Raw genomic sequence first — 17,828 nt, forward strand, 5'->3', positions numbered from 1 at the left:
ATCGGTGGAGCTGCATGACAAAGTCATCGGGCATTATCTGAACATAAAACACTATCAATAAGTTGGAGTCATTACCGAAGACTTACTAGCCTACCGTAAAGCGGATGTTGTCATCACCACATCACCGATCGTTAACCGCTCGATTATATGTACCCCATTCAAGACAGTTGAGACCGTATTGGCCTGTTGCAAAAACCACCCCAGAATAAATGAAAACACCACGTTAAATGAAATACTGGAAGAACAGTTTTCGCGGCTTCTCTCTGACGATGCCGGTATAAGAGAGTACCAGTCGGAAACAAGTTTTTTTCTCGCCAATCGTAAAAACGGGTTCTCTAGTGATTCACTCATGTCAATTATCAACGTTATATCCCTTACAGACATCATTGGTTTTCTTCCCAAAATATCCTTTGAATTATATGCTTCACTATTCAATTTAAAGGAAATCAAAACAGATATTAAGTTTCCATCAATGGAGCTATTTTTAATGTACAACCGGGCATCACTTAACAACAAAAATTTTGAGGACTCCATAACAAAAATAAACAAAAAAACCAGGAAAAGCGACATATCAAATAACTATTCACATTCTAAATGAAAAAAAATTTAGATGCGTTATGTGAATGTATTTAAAGGTTGCACGCTGCGTAAATTGGCATATCTTATTCAGGGTATACATTAGAGATGTTACTCTTTTATTCTTTCAGTATGGACTTGCTATGTCTGTTTACAAAATCCCTCTGAGTCAGAGCGTGCTGGAAGCCGCTCAGGAACGCATTACCTGGACTTTGGAAACACTGCCTCGCGTGTGCGTTTCACTGTCCGGAGGGAAAGACTCCGGGCTCATGATGCACCTCACCGCCACTCTTGCGCGCCAGTTACATAAAAAAATCAGTGTATTGTTTATTGACTGGGAAGCCCAGTTCTCTTGCACTATCGACTATGTTGAAGAGTTACGAGAACGCTATTCTGACGTTATTGAACGCTTTTATTGGGTAGCAATACCGCTTACCACACAGAATTCTCTCTCACAATTTCAACCAGAATGGCAGTGCTGGGAACCCAATACACAATGGGTGCGGCAACCACCAGCAGATGCGATTACCGATCCCAGTTTATTTCATTTCTACCAACCCGGCATGACCTTTGAACAATTCGTTCGTGAGTTCGCTGACTGGTTTTCTGAAAAACGCCCTGCGGCAATGATGGTGGGCATCCGTGCCGACGAGTCATATAACCGTTTTGTCGCCATTGCCCATTCACGTAAGCAACGTTTTGCCGATGACAAACCGTGGACTACCGCCGCACCGGGAGGACACACCTGGTATATCTATCCGCTGTATGACTGGAAAACAGCCGATATCTGGACATGGTTTGCGAAAACAAAAATGCCATGCAATCCCCTGTATAACCTGATGTACCAGGCCGGCGTGCCAACACGATATATGCGCATTTGCGAACCCTTTGGCCCGGAACAACGCCAGGGTCTGTGGCTGTATCATGTTATTGAGCCACAGCGATGGGCAGCCATGTGCGCCCGGGTTAGCGGCGTTAAAAGCGGCGGAATATACGCCGGTCATGACAACCATTTTTACGGCCACCGCAAAATATTAAAACCGGAGCATTTAAGCTGGCAAGCGTACGCCATGCTGCTATTAGACAGCATGCCGCAACAGACCGCAGAACACTACCGCAACAAAATCGCCGTCTATTTACAGTGGTACAAGAAAAAAGGGATCGATGATATTCCTCAAACCCAGGAAAGCGATATTGGCTCTAAAGATATCCCCTCATGGAGACGGATCTGCAAAGTACTGCTGAATAATGACTACTGGTGTCGGGCGCTCTCATTCAGTCCCACAAAAACGAAAAACTATCAGCGTTATAACGAACGTATGAAAACCAAACGCCAGGAATGGGGGATCTTATGCAACGACGACTAACTCAGGAACTCACCGGTTTTCTTTCTGATCTTTCAGAAGAGGAACGAATTGAAGCAATCAATGAATTCAGGATGGCAATCCATAGCGTCAGTCCTTTCCGTGAAGAACCGGTAGACTGCGTTCTGTGGATCAAAAACAACGCGATTTCGCCGAATGATTACAACCCAAATAACGTTGCGCCGCCGGAGAAAAAGCTGCTGCTGAAATCCATTGAAGCCGAGGGCTTCACACAGCCGATCGTCGTGGTTCAATCAGCCCAGGAAGAATATGAAATCGTCGACGGATTCCATCGACATGAAATCGGCAAAAACAAATCATCGCTAAAATCACGCCTGAAAGGTTATCTGCCCGTTACCTGCCTACAACGCGGGCGTCAGGAGCGCATGGCGGCGACAATCCGCCACAATCGTGCCCGTGGGCGGCATCAAATCCATGCCATGTCGGAAATCGTTCGTGAATTATCACAATTAGGCTGGAGCGAAGAGAAAATCGGTAAAGAGCTGGGAATGGATAGCGACGAAGTCTTACGTCTGAAGCAAATCAACGGTCTGCAAGAGTTATTTGCCGACCGTCGCTTCTCCAAAGCCTGGACGGTGAAATAGCTACAGCGCAACCAGCCGTTCTGCCGCTGCCAGCAGCGTCGATTCTTGCTTCGCAAAACACAGGCGAATCAGCTTATGTGGGAAAGGATCGGCGCAGAAAACGGACAGTGGGATCGCCGCCACGCCGACCTCTTTAGTCAGCCATTGGCAAAATTCCACATCGTTGAGATCAGAAACAGCACGGTAATCAATCAGCAAAAAGTACGTCCCTTCGCAGGGCAGTATCTCCAGCCGACTGTCACGCAGCGCATTCACCAGCACATCACGTTTTCTCTGATAAAACGCGGGCAGCTCACGGTAGTGCGTCGGATCTTCGCGCAGCATATCCGCCAGCGCCAGTTGTGCCGGCGTGTTGACCGAGAAGGTTAAATACTGATGGACCTTACGTAACTCTGCGCTGATAGCCGGTGGCGCAATACAGTACCCCACTTTCCAGCCCGTCATATGATAGGTTTTGCCAAATGATGAAACGGCAACTGCGCGCTCCCTTAGTTGCGGATGCGCCAGTACGCTGGCATGCCCATGCGTGGCAAAACAGATATGCTCGTAGACTTCGTCACTGACAACATAAATCTCATGCCCGTTAATGGCCTGCCATAACGCCTCAAAGTCCGCCTTCTGCCATACCGTAGCCGAGGGGTTATGCGGCGTATTTAAGATTACCAGCCGGGTGCGGTTACTGATTAGCGCAGCAAATTTCTGCCAGTCGACACGAAAAGACGGCGGTTGCAGCGCAATGCGTTTAACCACGCCGCCGGATAATTCGATCGCGGGCGCATAGCTGTCGTAGCTCGGGTCAAAACATATCACCTCATCGCCAGGCCGTACCAGTGCCGTAATGGCGGCATACAGCGCTTCTGTCGCCCCTGCCGTGACCGTCACGTCACTGTTTGCATCCGGCTTGTAGCCATACAGTTCGGCGGTTTTGTCGGCAATGGCATCGCGCAGCGGCTGCACGCCCGTCATCGGCGCATACTGGTTGGCGCCGTGCGCGACGTGATACGCCAGACGTTCCTGCAAAAAGAGCGGACCGTCAAAATCAGGAAATCCCTGCGAGAGGTTAATGGCCTGATGCTGCTGCGCCAGCGCGCTCATTTGCGTGAAGATAGTAGTGCCCAGATTAGGCAGTTTGCTTTGCGGAATCAGCGGGTTATTACTCATTATTGTTATCCCAGCGTGTGATGTTGTGGTTGAAGCCACTATAACACGATGCTAGTATTTGGCAATCAAGACGTTCAGACGTCTATATAAAAATAACCTGCCTGGACAGGACAGTCAAAAGGACAACACAACATGAGTAATACCGAGATTCGCGTCGTTACCGGCCCGGCCAACTATTTTTCCCACCCCGGCAGCCTGTCGAGACTCAACGATTTTTTCACTAGGGATCAACTCTCACGCGCCGTCTGGGTATATGGTGAGCGCGCCATCGATGCAGCCCGCCCTTATCTGCCAGAGGCTTTTCATCTCGCCGAGGCTAAACGCCTGCTGTTTACGGGACATTGCAGCGAAACCGATGTTGCTCAACTGGCAACAGAGTCGGGAGAGGATCGTAGTGTGGTTATTGGCGTGGGCGGCGGGACACTGCTCGACACCGCCAAAGCGCTGGCGCGCCGCCTTGGTTTACCCTTTGTGGCAATCCCAACCATTGCCGCCACCTGTGCGGCCTGGACGCCGCTCTCCGTGTGGTACAACGATGCAGGTCAGGCACTGCATTTCGAAATTTTCGATGATGCCAATTTTTTGGTGCTGGTAGAGCCGGAGATCGTGCTTAATGCGCCAGACGCGTATTTGCTGGCCGGTATCGGGGACACGTTGGCGAAATGGTACGAAGCGGTTGTGCTCGCCCCGCAGCCTGAAACCTTGCCGCTGACCGTACGTCTGGGCATCAACGGCGCACTGGCTGTCCGCGATGTTCTCCTTCAGAGCAGCGAGCAGGCGCTGGCAGACAAACAACAGGGCACGCTAAGCCGCACGTTTTGCGATGTGGTAGATGCGATTATTGCCGGAGGCGGCATGGTTGGTGGTCTGGGCGAGCGCTACACCCGCGTAGCGGCGGCACACTCGGTGCATAATGGCCTGACCGTCCTGCCGCAAACGGAGACGTTTCTCCATGGCACCAAAGTGGCGTACGGCATACTGGTACAGTGTGCACTGTTGGGACAAGATGATGTGCTAACGCAGTTAATTACTGCTTATCAGCGCTTCAATTTGCCAACCCGGCTGGCTCAACTGGACGTGGACATCCAAAACCGCGCCGAAATCGATAAGGTGATCGCGCACACTCTGCGCCCGGTGGAGTCCATTCACGCGCTGCCGGTGAAGCTAACACCGGAAACACTGCGTGCGGCATTTGAGAAGGTAGAGACGTTTACGGTGTGACTATGGTGCAGGTTGCCTGATGGCGGCTTCGCCTTATCAGGCCTACGGCTAATGCAATGTTGTAGGCCGGATAAGCGTCAGCGCCATCCGGCAAAAATTCAACAGCACTTCGCGCCGCCTTTCCCCCCATAGCGCGCATCCTGGCGCTCGCGGAAAAATTCTTCATAAGTCATCGGCACCTGGTCCGGGTGCGTAACACGCATATGCTCAACATAGTTGTCATAATCCGGCACACCAATCATCAATCGGGCAGTTTGCCCTAAATACTTCCCAGCTTTAGCGAGTGTTTCAAACATAGTGAGTCCCTGTCGTACAAACGCCCTCCCCATTAAGGAGAGGGCTTTTCGTTAAGAGAATATTAGTGCGCGCCTTTCGCCTGCGCCACAATCTCTTCAACATTCTCGGGCATCGGTTCGTACGGTGTTTCTTTCGACGTTGGTTTGTCCTCTTTCAACGCGGCCAGCGCAGTTTTAATGGAGAACAGACCCAGTACTACCACGACCACCATGAAGAAGATGGTCAAGCCAGCATCAAGACGGTTGTTAAATACCAGTTGCGTCAGCTGCGACTGAGTGTACTGTGCCGGAATGTTACCGCTGTCGATCATCGCCTGGAACTTGTTAGCGATAGCCAGGAAGCCGATTTTCGCATCCGGACTAAACGCTTTCTGCCAGCCCGCGGTCAGCGTACAAATCAGCAGCCAGGCGGTTGGCACCAGCGCTACCCATGCGTAGCGCTGACGTTTCATCTTGAACAGGACGACCGCACACAACATCAACGCCATACCGGCCAGCATCTGGTTGGCGATACCAAACAGCGGCCACAGGGTGTTAATACCGCCTAACGGATCAACCACGCCCTGGTGCAGGAAGTAACCCCAGGCCAGTACGCACAACGCGGTTGCCAGCAGGTTTGCCGGAAGCGAGTCGGTCCGTTTCAGGCTCGGAGACACAACGCCCAGCAGATCCTGCAACATAAAGCGTGCGGCACGGGTACCCGCATCAACCGCCGTCAGGATGAACAGAGCTTCAAACAGAATGGCGAAGTGATACCAGAACGCCACATCCATCATGCCGCCCAGCGCACCGTGCAGAATGTAAGCCATCCCCACGGCCAGCGTCGGCGCTCCGCCTGCGCGGGAAATAATGGATTGCTCACCCACTTCATTGGCAATTTGGTGCAAGGTGTCCGGGGTAATCGCAAAGCCCCAACTGCTAACGACCTGCGCCGCAGAAGCGACCACATCCACCGTACCCGCAGGGGCCAGCACCGCCATCGGGCTGTTCATCGCAAAATACACGCCCGGATCGATGATACATGCGGAGACCAGCGCCATTATGGCGACAAAGGACTCCATCAGCATCCCGCCGTAGCCGATAAAACAGGCCTGCCCCTCATTCGCCAGCATCTTCGGCGTGGTACCGGAGGCAATCAGCGCATGGAAGCCAGATACCGCACCACAGGCAATGGTAATAAACAGGAACGGGAACAGGTTACCCGTCCAAACCGGACCGGTACCGTCAACGAATTTGGTCAACGCAGGCATCGTCAGCGTGGGACGCATGATCAGAATACCCACCGCCAGACCGACAATGGTACCAATCTTCAGGAAGGTCGAGAGGTAGTCTCGCGGCGCCAGCAGCAGCCATACCGGCAACACGGCAGCCACGAAACCGTAGCCCACCAGCATCCACGTCAGCTGTACACCGGTAAAGTCAAAATACGGTGCCCAGGTCGGGCTTGCCGCAACCCAGCCGCCGGAAATAATGGCAAATACCAGGAACACCAGACCGATGACTGACACTTCGCCAATACGCCCCGGACGCAGATAGCGCAGGTAAATCCCCATAAAGATCGCCAGCGGGATGGTGAATGCGACGGTATAGGTTCCCCACGGGCTGTGCGTCAGCGCTTTCACGACGATCATTGCCAACACGGCAAGGATTATCACCATGATCATAAAACAGGCCACCAGCGCAATCACACCGGCTGTAGGGCCCATCTCTTCTTTCACCAGTTCGCCAAGGGAACGACCATCGCGACGGGTAGAAACAAATAGCACCATAAAGTCCTGCACCGCGCCGGCCAGCACTACCCCGGCGAGCAGCCAGATCATCCCGGGCAGATAGCCCATTTGCGCCGCCAGCACCGGTCCAACTAACGGACCCGCTCCGGCAATTGCTGCAAAATGGTGGCCAAACAGTACTTTTTTATCGGTAGGAACGTAATCGAGCCCGTCGTTATGGCGCACGGCTGGCGTCATACGCGTCGGGTCCAGCGCCAGCACATTTTTCGCGATGTACAGGCCATAGAAACGGTAGGCAATAAGGTAGACACAGACCGACGCGACGACTATCCACAACGCGTTGATCTGCTCACCACGGTTTAACGCAATATAGCCGAGGGCAAATGCTCCTATCACGGAGAGCAATGTCCAGACGAGGTACTTCCCTGATTTGTTCATAGTTGTTATCCGTTGTCTGATCCAGAGAGATGTTACATTTTGTTTCTATAACACCTTTTCTGGATTTAACAACCTGACAACCATGCAAACCCGAAGTATCACTGAGTATTTACATTGCATTGTTAACTAGATCACTTCATTTACCTGTTACCCCTGCAATTTCATTTTACTTTGCCGGGTGACTTCACCCCATCACCGCCGTGCCTAAACGGCAGGTGCAGCAGCGCCGCCCCTGCTCATCAAAGATGACGATTTCCCAGCTTTGATTCTGTCGCCCGAGATGCAACGGCTGGCACACGCCGCGCACTTTCCCCTGCGATACCGCGCGGTGATGCGTGGCGTTCAACTCGGTTCCCACCACGCACTGCCCGTCACGGGTCATCAGATAACCCGCCATTGACCCCAACGTTTCGGCCAGCGCCGCTGACGCCCCACCGTGTAACAGGCCAAACGGCTGATGCGTGCGGCTATCCACCGGCATTTCGGCTTCCAGCACATCGTCTCCCAGTCGGGTATAGACAATGTCTAAATGCGCCACCAGCGTGTTCTGGCTGGTGGCATTCAGTTCATCAAGCGTTAAATGTCGTTTCCAGATCACCGTCATGCTCCCAGTGTCGAACCGCCATCGACCACAATGTCCTGCAACGTAATATGGCTGGCCAGATCGGAGGCGAGGAATAAGACAGTGTTGGCGATTTCCTGGGGACGGGCGATTTTCCCCAGCGGTATACCAAGCTTATACTGCTCGCCAAACCCGCGAATACGCTGCTGTTCCGCGTCATCACTCACCCACAGCGTGCGCTGCATGTCAGTGTCGGTCGAGCCTGGCGAAACCACATTACAGCGTACTCCGCTACCCGCCAGCTCCAGCCCGACCGTCAGTGCAAGACTTTTCAGTGCGGCTTTTGATGCCCCATATGCACTCATACCGATTCGCGGCGTGTGCGCAGCATCGGATGCGACAGTGACAATCGCCCCCCCCTGCTGACGACGAAACTGCGCCATCGTCTGCTGAAACAGGTTGAACGCACCGCCCACGTTAACGGCGAAGGTCTGCTGCCAGTCCTCAACGCTCAGCGCATCGGTTGGCCCCATACGCAAAATCCCGGCGGCATTGACCAGCACGTCCAGCCGCTCGGTGTTCGCCAGCAAGCGCTCGCACACCTGCGCCACCTGCGGTGCATCCGCCACGTTCATCACCTCAGTGGCAAACGGATATTCTTCACCGTCAAACGCCAGATCGAAGCCGGTCACCTGCGCACCCGCGTCAACAAACGCCAGTGCCGTAGTGTAACCAATCCCTTTTCCCGCCCCGGTAACCCAGACCGTTTTACCGGTGAAATCAAAACCGGTCATGACGTCACCTCGCGGGAGAGCAGTTTCCACCAGGCGTCAATCGTTGGGTTTTTCGCCAGCATCACAAAGTCGATATCGCCATGCACTTTCCGCCAACGGGCCGCCAGCGCCATCATACGTACTGAGTCCAGACCGTAGTCGATCAAGTTTTCGTCATCCATTGGCTCTTCAGACTCATCGAGCAGCGGCAGAATCACGCCGCGCAGCGCATCTTTGCTGTCCGGAACAGGTGTCGGCAGTAACTCCTGAGTCATCACCACGCGACCGGAACGTCCCGCCACGTATTTCAGCGACATCAGGTGTTCATCACGGCTAAAATCTGCCAACGCATCTGCGACCATAAACGGCTTAATATCACGCATGAAGGCATCAGTCGCGGTGGTCATGCAGCCAATATGCGCATACACGCCGGTGATGATCAGCTGGTTACGCCCGGTGTCTCTTAGCATCTGCTCCAGCGGCGAACGATGAAACGCGCTGTAACGCCATTTAACCAGAATGGTATCCGCTTCATCCGGCGCCAGCGCAGCGACGATTTTTTGCTGTTCAGGCGAGCGCGTCAGGCCCGGTCCCCACATATCGTTCAACAACGCACGGTCTTCATCGCTTTGTTCTTTCGGCTGCGCAGTGTAATAGACCGGAATATTATGCGCTTTACAGTACTGACGTAGCGCGGCGATGTTGGCCACGACCTGTTCCATCATCGGGCAGTTCTCGCCCCAAAAGCCGATAAAATAGTCCTGCATGTCGTGGATTAGCAGCGCGGCGCGTTCTGGTTCAAATGCCCAGTCAACTTTATTTGCCGGAACATCAAGCGCCGTTGGCAGCGCATAAGCCTGCAGTTTAGGAATTGCCATTTCTTCTTCTCCTTCAGGCCGGTGAACGTGATGCCAGCCACTGACGTAATTGTTTTTTATCCACTTTGCCGACCGGGGTCAGCGGCAATGACTCAACGCACTCGACACGGTCCGGCAATTTGAATTCCGCCACGCCCTGTTCGCGCAGAAAACGACGGACCTGTACTGCACGCAGCGGCTCTTTAACCACCAGGCAGGCGCAGCTTTTCTCGCCCATCAGCTCATCGTCCATACTGACCAATGCGGCATGGATCACCATTGGGTGCCGCAACAACAGGTTTTCAATCTCTTCTGCGGCGATCTTCTCTCCGCCACGGTTGATCTGATCTTTCTCTCGTCCCTGCACCGTGATGTAACCATCCCGATCGATGGCGATCAGATCGCCAGAGCAATAGAATCCGTTAGCATCAAACGCGCTGGCGTTATGCTCAGGGCTATTGAAGTAACCCCGGAAGGTGTACGGACCGCGCGTCATCAGGCGTCCCGTCGCACCCTGTGGTAAAGGATTCCCGTCAGCATCAGCCACCCAGACCTCATCGTCAGGGCACATCGGACGGCCCTGGGTATTAATAATGCGCTCCGGGCTGTCATCCAGATGGGTATAGTTCACCAGCCCTTCCGCCATACCGAAGACCTGCTGCAACTGGCAGCCAATCTCTGCCGGAATGCGAGCGGCAAGCGAAGCCGAAAGCCGTGCGCCTCCCACCTGCAACAGTTTCAGCGAAGCCAGTTGTGCGTTACTGCCCCACTCCTGAATTGCCTGCAGCCACAGACTCACCGCTGGCGGTACCAACGCCGTCACGTTTACCTGATGCTGTTCAATCAACGGAAAGCACAACGTCGCGCTCGGGTCTGCCGCCAGCACCACGCTTCCACCCGCGAGGAAAACGCCCAGCGCGCCAGGCGAACTCATGGCGTAGTTGTGCGCGGCCGGGATCGCGCATAAATAGCGGGTCTCAGTGGTAAAATGGCAAATCTCGTTACTACGGCGCACGCTGTAGTAGTAATCATTGTGGGTGCGTGGAATCAGCTTTGGCGTCCCGGTCGTGCCGCCGGAAAGCTGGAAGTAAGCCACTTCATCAGCCGGTGATGGTGTCGCGGTAAACGCCGTTGCGGGTTGGCTTATTGCCGCTTGCAGATTGTGTTCGCCGTCATCATTGAGCAACTGAACCACGCGCACTGAATTGTGTTCGGCAACAAAGGTATTCAGAAAATCGTCGCCACTGAATAACGCATGCTGGCGATCGGCAATCAGTAACACCGGTTTGATTTGCGCTGCGTAGGCGTTAAGTTCGTTACGCTGATGGCTAAACAGTGCCAATACGGGGGCTACGCCCAGTTTGAGCAGCGCAAAGAAAGTGATATACAGCTCAGCCACGTTGCCTAACTGCACCAGTGCGCTCTCGCCGGGTTTGATCCCCTGGCGACGCAGGCTACAGGCCAGATTATCCGTCGCCTGGTTTAACTGGCGGTAGCTAAGATGGCGTTCCCCGTCAATCACCGCCGTATGGTCGCTATCGGCATGGCGGGTCAGAATGTCGGTCAGTGGCAAATCCTGCCAGTAGCCTTTTTCACGGTAGCGGCGGGCAAACTCTTCCGGCCAACGGGTGAAAGGAATACTCATTATTGCTCCTTAGAGCCTGTCGATAAGGCCTGAATAGCCTGGTAGACCAGGCGCTTAATGCAGTCCAAAAATATTCAACATGGTGGATAGCTTGGCACCCGTTTCACGCCACTCCGCAATCGGTGACGAGGCGGGCACAATGCCGGCTCCGGCGAAGAAACGTACCTGATTACGCAGCAGTTTCGCGCAGCGGATCGTCACGACCCACTCGCCGTTGCCTTGCGAATCACACCAGCCAACAATGCCGCCGAAAAGTTCGCGATCGAACGGCTCCAGTTCGGCAATCAGTTTCTGAGCAACCTGATGCGGGAAGCCACTTAGCGCCGGTGTTGGATGCAGCAGACATGCCAGCGTCAGTGCGTTTTCCTGGGCATTGGCTTTACCTTCAAACGGGGTACCGAGATGCCAGAGTGTGGGCGTGGTGACCAGTTGCGGAGACGAAGGAAGTTGCAGCTCACTGCTGCGATCGCGCAGAACCGCTTTCATCGCCTGGGTGACCAGCTCGTGTTCATGGCGATCCTTCTCGGAAGCTAACAGACGGATCCCCGCCTCCCGGTCCAGAACATCGTCCGGTTGGCGACGCGCAGATCCCGCCAGCGGCAGCGAACTGAAATGGTCGCCTTCTTTGCGTAACAGCAATTCCGGGCTGGCGCCGATCAGTACACCGCCATCGTCGATGGGCACATGGAAGTTGTAGCTTGCCGGGTTTTGCGCGATCAGCCGCTCCAGCAGCGCACCACTGTCGATATTGGCGTCGGCGGTCACATCAATCAGACGAGACAGCACCACTTTGTCGACTTCCGGGGTTGCCGTCAGCGCCGCTGCTCTGGCGACCATATCTTCGAAAAAGTCCTGCTCAGGAATCGACTTACGCTCAACGACATTCAGCGACTGATGGGCAGTAAAGTAACGTGCTGATTGCTGCTTTGCCGTGCGCGAGAAGCTTTGCCATGATTTAGGAATAAACAGCGACGAGGGCTGGCGGGTGTCAAAGGGAATGGCCCCGACCATAATGGGGTTTGCGATGCCCTGCGATTTGGCCTGCGCAAACAGTGCGTGCATTTTCTGTTGGAAAGGGCTGTCTGGTGAATCACCATCAATTGCCGGTTCCGCATAGCGGGCGAAGCATCCTGACGTCGTAAAACTACGATACGGCGACATAAAGAAAAAACTGTCGGGAGCGAGAGTTGCCATAGTCTGCGTTTTTTCCTCGGCCAGTGACGTGTCCATATCATCCTCCATAAAATGATAAAGGCTCTAATAATGATTATCATTTATATTTTCGGTCGCTAACCTAAAAGCAAAGCGCCGGTATGTCAACTCTTGTGGTAACACAATGTGCGACTTAGACTTGCATCCCTGACGCGTAACAATGAAAATGAGAAGCATTAACCACATTGATAACAGGAAGCTTATTTGTGAGATTTTCCGCGTTTTACCGCACTGCGCTGTTACTGGTTGGACTCGCTATTTCAGGAATTTCTTTAAGCCATGCCGCTGACTGGCCGCGCCAGGTTACCGACAGCCGCGGCACGCACACGCTGGAACATAAGCCACTGCGCATTGTGTCCACCAGCGTCACGCTCACCGGTTCTCTGCTCGCTATTGATGCGCCCATCATTGCCAGCGGTGCCACGACACCGAATAACCGTATCGGTGACGCTCAGGGCTTTTTACGCCAGTGGAGCGACGTCGCCAAAGCACGCAAACTAAGCCGCCTGTATATTGGCGAGCCGAGCGCCGAAGCCGTTGCAGCACAAATGCCGGACCTGATTCTGGTCAGCGCCACCGGGGGAGATTCCGCGCTTGCGCTGTACGATCAACTGTCCACCATAGCCCCGACGCTTATCATTAATTACGACGACAAAAGCTGGCAGTCACTGCTGACACAATTAGGCGAAATCACCGGGCAGGAGCAACAGGCAGCGGCGCGTATTGCTGAGTTTGATAAGCAACTGCTCGCGGTAAAGCAACGTATCACCCTGCCGCCACAGCCGGTCAGCGCGCTGGTGTATACCGCAGCCGCGCACAGCGCCAACCTGTGGACGCCGGAGTCCGCGCAAGGCAAGCTGATGGAACAGCTCGGTTTCACGCTGGCGCCGCTACCTGCCGGACTACATACCAGCCAGAGCCAGGGTAAACGTCACGACATTATCCAGCTTGGCGGTGAGAATCTGGCGGCTGGCCTGAACGGTGAAGCGCTGTTCCTGTTTGCAGGCGACAGCAAAGATGCCGAGGCGATTTACGCTAATCCACTGCTGGCACATCTGCCTGCTGTGCAAAACAAACGCGTTTATGCGCTGGGCACGGAAACCTTCCGCCTGGATTACTACAGCGCGACGCTATTGCTGCAACGCCTGTCGGCGCTCTTTTAATGGCTATCGCCGGATGCAGCTAACGCCTTATCCGGCTTACAAACCGTAGCGCACAACGCTATCAGGCATTCACAGGTATCTGTCGGAAACGACGAAGCTCGCTTAACAACAGCAGCAGCAACAGACCGACAATCACCAACCCAAACCCACTGACGCTTGCCGAGGCCGCAGGCGTCATCATCGCCCCCAGCCCCCCTAACAGCGCCGCGCCAATCGCATCACCGGTTACGTTCTGCGCGGTCCACAAACCGTTAATTCGCCCGAGCATCGCTTCCGGCGTCTGCGTCTGCAACAGGGTGTACTGCAACAAAGAACTGACCGCACTCAGCCAGCCGAACAGCGCCAGACAAACAACGCCCAGCTCCCAGACTGGCATCAAGCCGAACAGGCCGATAGCCAGGAAAGAGGCCACGGTTGATGCCAGCATAATCAGACCAGGACGCACGCTGTGTGCCAGTTGCCCGCTGGTTAAAGCCCCGATGGCCGCGCCCAGGGGAATAGCCGCATACAGTAACCCAATCTGAGCGCTCGACATCTGCCAGTTAATCGCCAGTGCCGGGTACAATACACGTACCGCGCTCGCCATGGTCAACAGACCACCAAGCAGCGCAATGCCGCCAATCAGCGGGCTGGCGAACAGAAAACGGAACGCCGCCACCAGCGATGTCAACGGATGTTCACGCGGTTGTGGCGGAGGCGGCAACGCGGGAAGGCTCAGCAATGGGAGCAAGGTAATGAATGTACCCGCCGCCGCCAGGCCGTAGTTCCAGACCACGCCTCCGGTCGCCAGCAGCACCCCACCAAGCATTGGCGAAATCACCGATCCCAGACGCACCGTCAGCATGGTAATCGCCCCGGCTTGCATCAGATTTTCACGCCCGACCAACGCAGGCGTCGCCGCCAGCAGCGCAGTGACACCCAGCGAGGCAAAAAATCCATCCCATAAACCCAGAACATAGATAGCCAGCAACGACGGTTCGGGCAGCAGCGCGTTCAGGCACAGGCCAATAAAACCGATACCACAGGTTCCGCGGGCCAGCAGGATCACCTTTTTGCGCTCATAGCGATCGGCCAGTACGCCACCCACCATCAGACCAATAAACATGGCGCTCCCGGTCAGCGTAACCGACAAACCCACCTGCCAGGTCGACTGGGTCATCATCTGGATCTGTACCGGAACCGCAACCCCCAATAGCCCCAGAGAGACAATGGAAATAAAACGGGCGAGGAAAACAGCGCGAAATGCAGGATGGGTCTTTAACAGGCTGAGATTAAGCAGCCAGGATTGTCGATTCATTACAGAGCCTTACCAGGTACTTTTTCAATATCCATTCAATGGCTGCACATGCTAACATATCCAAATAAGATCGATAACGATAATTACTATCATTATCAGGGAAGTTGATATGTCATGCTCTGTTTCCGCGACACGTGCCTTCGCCGTGCCCGGACTGTTGTTACTCCTTGTTCTCACCACGGCATTAAGTCTGGTTATTGGCGCAAAGTCGCTGCCCGCCTCCGTGGTATTTGATGCACTCACCGGCAGTTGTCAAAGCGCCGATTGCACCATCGTGCTGGACGCGCGACTCCCGCGTACGCTGGCAGGGCTCCTCGCAGGGGGTGCGCTGGGCCTGGCGGGTGCGCTGATGCAAACGCTCACCCGTAACCCGCTGGCCGATCCGGGTATTCTTGGCGTCAATTCCGGGGCCAGCTTCGCGATTGTTTTAGGCGCGTCGCTGTTTGGCTTTTCCTCCCCGCAAGAACAACTGCTAATGGCTTTTTCCGGGGCTCTCGCAGCCTCACTGATTGTGGCTTTTACCGGTAGTCAGGGCGGCGGACAGCTCAGCCCGGTACGCCTGACATTGGCCGGTGTTGCGCTGGGTGCTGTTCTGGAAGGATTATCCACCGGCATCGCCCTGCTCAACCCGGATGTCTACGACCAGTTGCGTTTCTGGCAAGCCGGTTCACTGGATATCCGCAGCCTGCAGACCCTGAAAGTCGTGCTGATCCCGGTCCTGATTGCCGGCGCTGTCGCGCTGTTTCTTAGCCGTGGTCTGAATAGCCTCAGTCTGGGAAGTGACACCGCAACGGCGCTGGGCAGCAAAGTTGCGCGTACCCAGTTTATCGGCCTGTTGGTGATTACCGTACTGTGCGGAAGTGCGACCGCCATCGTCGGCCCTATCGCCTTTATCGGCCTGATGATGCCGCATATGGCACGCTGGCTGGTGGGCGCAGATCATCGCTGGTCGCTGCCCGTCACCCTGCTGGCCACCCCTTCTCTGCTGCTGATTGCCGATATCATCGGTCGTCTGATTGTGCCCGGCGAACTGCGCGTCTCGGTCGTCAGCGCGTTTATCGGTGCGCCGGTTCTCATCTTCCTGGTACGCCGCAAACAGCGCGGAGGTGGCGCATGATGCATCTATCCCGTCGCCTGATTATCAGTTGTCTGCTGCTGGTCGTCGGTTGCCTGGCCGTTGGATTGTGGAGCCTGCGCAGCGGTGCCGTTATGCTCGAGACCCAGCAAATTATTGCCGCCCTGCTCGGTGATGCACCGCGTAGCATTACGCTGGTAGTGACCGAGTGGCGATTACCACGCGTGTTGATGGCGCTGCTGATTGGCGCGGCGCTGGGCGTTAGCGGCGCGATATTCCAGTCATTGATGCGCAACCCGCTGGGTAGTCCGGACGTGATGGGTTTCAATACCGGTGCCTGGAGCGGCGTACTGGTCGCAATGGTGCTATTTGGTCAGCATCTTACCGCTATCGCGCTGGCGGCCATGCTCGGCGGGGTCCTGACTTCGCTGGTGGTCTGGGCGCTGGCCTGGCGCAACGGCATCGACACCTTCCGACTGATCATCATCGGGATCGGCATTCGCGCTATGCTGGTGGCCTTCAACACCTGGCTGCTGCTGAAGGCATCCTTAGAAACCGCGCTGACCGCCGGGCTGTGGAACGCCGGATCGCTCAACGGTCTGACCTGGGCTAAGACCTGGCCTTCTGCGCCGCTGATTATCGTGATGCTGGGGTGCGCCGCGCTGTTGGTACGCCGCCTGCGTTTACTGGAAATGGGTGATGACAGCGCCTGTGCGCTGGGTGTCAGCGTTGAACGCTCACGTCTGATGATGATGCTGGTCGCCGTGGTGTTGACCGCTGCGGCTACCGCGCTGGCAGGCCCTATCTCATTTATTGCCCTGGTTGCCCCACACATCGCGCGCCGGCTTAGCGGCACGGCTCGTTGGGGATTAACGCAGTCGGCGCTGTGCGGCGCCCTGTTACTGCTGATGGCCGATTTATGCGCTCAGCAGCTCTTTATGCCTTATCAGCTTCCGGTTGGCGTTGTCACCGTAAGCCTCGGCGGTATTTACCTTATCGTCTTGTTAATTCAGGAGTCCCGCAAAAAATGACCGAATCAGTAGCCCGTTTGCGTGGCGACCAGTTAACGCTGGGTTATGGCAAATTTACCGTGGCGGAAAACCTTAATGTCTCGATCCCCGATGGTCACTTCACGGCCATTATTGGACCCAACGGTTGTGGAAAGTCCACGCTGCTGCGTACATTGAGTCGTCTGATGACACCCGCGCACGGCAACGTCTGGCTCGATGGTGAACATATTCAACATTACCCCAGTAAAGAGGTTGCACGCAGAATTGGTCTGCTGGCGCAAAATGCCACCACGCCGGGCGATATTACCGTGCAGGAGCTGGTTGCTCGTGGGCGTTACCCACATCAACCTTTATTTACACGCTGGCGTAAAGAAGATGAAACCGCGGTAACCCATGCGATGCAGGCCACGGGGATCACGCATCTGGCGGCGCAAAGTGTGGATACCCTCTCCGGCGGTCAACGCCAACGCGCGTGGATAGCGATGGTGCTGGCACAAGAAACGTCGATTATGCTGCTCGACGAACCGACCACCTGGCTGGATATCAGCCATCAGATTGATCTGCTGGAGCTGCTGAGTGAGCTAAACCGGGAGAAAGGTTACACGCTGGCCGCCGTTCTGCACGACCTGAATCAGGCATGTCGCTATGCCACCCATCTGATTGCACTTCGTGATGGAAAGATCGTTGCCGAGGGTGCGCCGAAAGAGATTGTCACGGCAGAGCTCATTGAAAAAATCTATGGGCTGCGGTGTATGATTATCGACGATCCGGTTGCCGGAACGCCGTTAGTGGTCCCGCTAGGACGTACAGCAAACAGGTAAATCGCGCCACCTCCGCAGAGGT

18 protein-coding genes are annotated in these 17,828 nt (G+C 55.0%); 9 read left to right on the top strand and 9 right to left on the bottom strand.

Annotation, left to right across the window (positions count from 1 at the left end; translation table 11 throughout):
• The 4 genes from RYZ59_RS24875 to RYZ59_RS22670 all read left to right on the top strand — a co-directional run.
• Window positions 1-61, top strand: a 61-nt coding sequence (locus RYZ59_RS24875; RefSeq protein ID WP_071528444.1) for an IS1 family transposase, incomplete at its 5' end; no start/stop codon positions are given.
• A gap of 9 nt (window positions 62-70) precedes the next feature.
• Window positions 71-598: a LysR substrate-binding domain-containing protein gene (locus RYZ59_RS22660; protein WP_318050869.1), complete on the top strand. Its 528-nt coding sequence runs from the start codon at window positions 71-73 to the stop codon at window positions 596-598.
• A gap of 121 nt (window positions 599-719) precedes the next feature.
• Window positions 720-1,943: a phosphoadenosine phosphosulfate reductase gene (locus RYZ59_RS22665; protein ID WP_202039178.1), complete on the top strand. Its 1,224-nt coding sequence runs from the start codon at window positions 720-722 to the stop codon at window positions 1,941-1,943.
• Complete coding sequence (locus RYZ59_RS22670; RefSeq protein WP_318050827.1) at window positions 1,928-2,545, top strand: ParB/RepB/Spo0J family partition protein; 618 nt, start codon at window positions 1,928-1,930, stop codon at window positions 2,543-2,545. Before RYZ59_RS22665 ends, RYZ59_RS22670 begins: the two co-directional genes overlap by 16 nt.
• Here RYZ59_RS22670 and RYZ59_RS22675 read toward each other — a convergent pair whose 3' ends face one another.
• On the bottom strand, window positions 2,546-3,706 hold the full coding sequence (locus RYZ59_RS22675; RefSeq protein ID WP_318050829.1) for a pyridoxal phosphate-dependent aminotransferase: 1,161 nt from the start codon (window positions 3,704-3,706) through the stop codon (window positions 2,546-2,548).
• Between the two features lie 132 nt (window positions 3,707-3,838).
• On the opposite strand from RYZ59_RS22675, the gene RYZ59_RS22680 reads away from it, so the two are divergent.
• Window positions 3,839-4,927, top strand: coding sequence for an oxidoreductase (locus RYZ59_RS22680; RefSeq protein ID WP_318050831.1), 1,089 nt, complete (start codon window positions 3,839-3,841; stop codon window positions 4,925-4,927).
• Between the two features lie 98 nt (window positions 4,928-5,025).
• Here RYZ59_RS22680 and RYZ59_RS22685 read toward each other — a convergent pair whose 3' ends face one another.
• From RYZ59_RS22685 to entC, 7 genes are all read right to left on the bottom strand, one after another.
• A complete protein-coding gene (locus tag RYZ59_RS22685) occupies window positions 5,026-5,223 on the bottom strand; it encodes a YbdD/YjiX family protein (RefSeq protein WP_202039182.1) in 198 nt (65 codons plus the stop codon).
• Window positions 5,224-5,285: 62 nt separating this feature from the next.
• Window positions 5,286-7,391, bottom strand: a complete 2,106-nt coding sequence (gene cstA, locus RYZ59_RS22690; protein WP_137384534.1) for a pyruvate/proton symporter CstA — start codon at window positions 7,389-7,391, stop codon at window positions 5,286-5,288.
• Between the two features lie 184 nt (window positions 7,392-7,575).
• Window positions 7,576-7,989 carry a proofreading thioesterase EntH gene (gene entH, locus RYZ59_RS22695; protein ID WP_137384535.1) on the bottom strand — a complete coding sequence of 138 codons (414 nt, stop codon included), beginning with the start codon at window positions 7,987-7,989 and terminating at the stop codon, window positions 7,576-7,578.
• 2 nt (window positions 7,990-7,991) lie between these two features.
• Entirely contained in the window at window positions 7,992-8,747 is a 756-nt protein-coding gene (entA, locus tag RYZ59_RS22700) for a 2,3-dihydro-2,3-dihydroxybenzoate dehydrogenase EntA (protein WP_318050834.1), read from the bottom strand.
• On the bottom strand, window positions 8,744-9,604 hold the full coding sequence (locus RYZ59_RS22705; protein WP_318050836.1) for an isochorismatase: 861 nt from the start codon (window positions 9,602-9,604) through the stop codon (window positions 8,744-8,746). Before RYZ59_RS22705 ends, entA begins: the two co-directional genes overlap by 4 nt.
• Before the next feature lie 13 nt (window positions 9,605-9,617).
• Entirely contained in the window at window positions 9,618-11,228 is a 1,611-nt protein-coding gene (gene entE, locus RYZ59_RS22710; protein WP_318050838.1) for a (2,3-dihydroxybenzoyl)adenylate synthase EntE, read from the bottom strand.
• A 54-nt stretch (window positions 11,229-11,282) separates the two neighbouring features.
• The gene (gene entC / locus RYZ59_RS22715; RefSeq protein ID WP_318050840.1) at window positions 11,283-12,458 is read right to left on the bottom strand and encodes an isochorismate synthase EntC; all 1,176 of its coding nucleotides are present in this window, start codon (window positions 12,456-12,458) and stop codon (window positions 11,283-11,285) included.
• A gap of 188 nt (window positions 12,459-12,646) precedes the next feature.
• Between entC and fepB the strand changes: the two genes are divergently transcribed.
• The gene (fepB, locus tag RYZ59_RS22720) at window positions 12,647-13,603 is read left to right on the top strand and encodes a Fe2+-enterobactin ABC transporter substrate-binding protein (RefSeq protein ID WP_137384540.1); all 957 of its coding nucleotides are present in this window, start codon (window positions 12,647-12,649) and stop codon (window positions 13,601-13,603) included.
• Between the two features lie 61 nt (window positions 13,604-13,664).
• Here the strand turns inward: fepB and entS are convergent, their stop codons facing one another.
• A complete protein-coding gene (gene entS / locus RYZ59_RS22725; RefSeq protein ID WP_202039188.1) occupies window positions 13,665-14,900 on the bottom strand; it encodes an enterobactin transporter EntS in 1,236 nt (411 codons plus the stop codon).
• 109 nt (window positions 14,901-15,009) lie between these two features.
• On the opposite strand from entS, the gene fepD reads away from it, so the two are divergent.
• From fepD to fepC, 3 genes are read left to right on the top strand one after another with little or no spacing between them, the layout of a single operon-like run.
• Window positions 15,010-16,017 (top strand): Fe(3+)-siderophore ABC transporter permease, encoded by a 1,008-nt coding sequence (fepD, locus tag RYZ59_RS22730; protein ID WP_137384542.1) that lies wholly within the window; start codon window positions 15,010-15,012, stop codon window positions 16,015-16,017.
• On the top strand, window positions 16,014-17,006 hold the full coding sequence (fepG, locus tag RYZ59_RS22735) for an iron-enterobactin ABC transporter permease (protein WP_202039190.1): 993 nt from the start codon (window positions 16,014-16,016) through the stop codon (window positions 17,004-17,006). The genes fepD and fepG overlap by 4 nt, the downstream gene beginning before the upstream one ends.
• Window positions 17,003-17,806 carry an iron-enterobactin ABC transporter ATP-binding protein gene (fepC, locus tag RYZ59_RS22740; protein ID WP_202039191.1) on the top strand — a complete coding sequence of 268 codons (804 nt, stop codon included), beginning with the start codon at window positions 17,003-17,005 and terminating at the stop codon, window positions 17,804-17,806. Before fepG ends, fepC begins: the two co-directional genes overlap by 4 nt.
• Window positions 17,807-17,828 lie beyond the last annotated feature (22 nt).

Source organism: Citrobacter sp. HN-141 (assembly GCF_033341895.1).
Taxonomy (GTDB): Bacteria; Pseudomonadota; Gammaproteobacteria; order Enterobacterales; family Enterobacteriaceae; genus Citrobacter.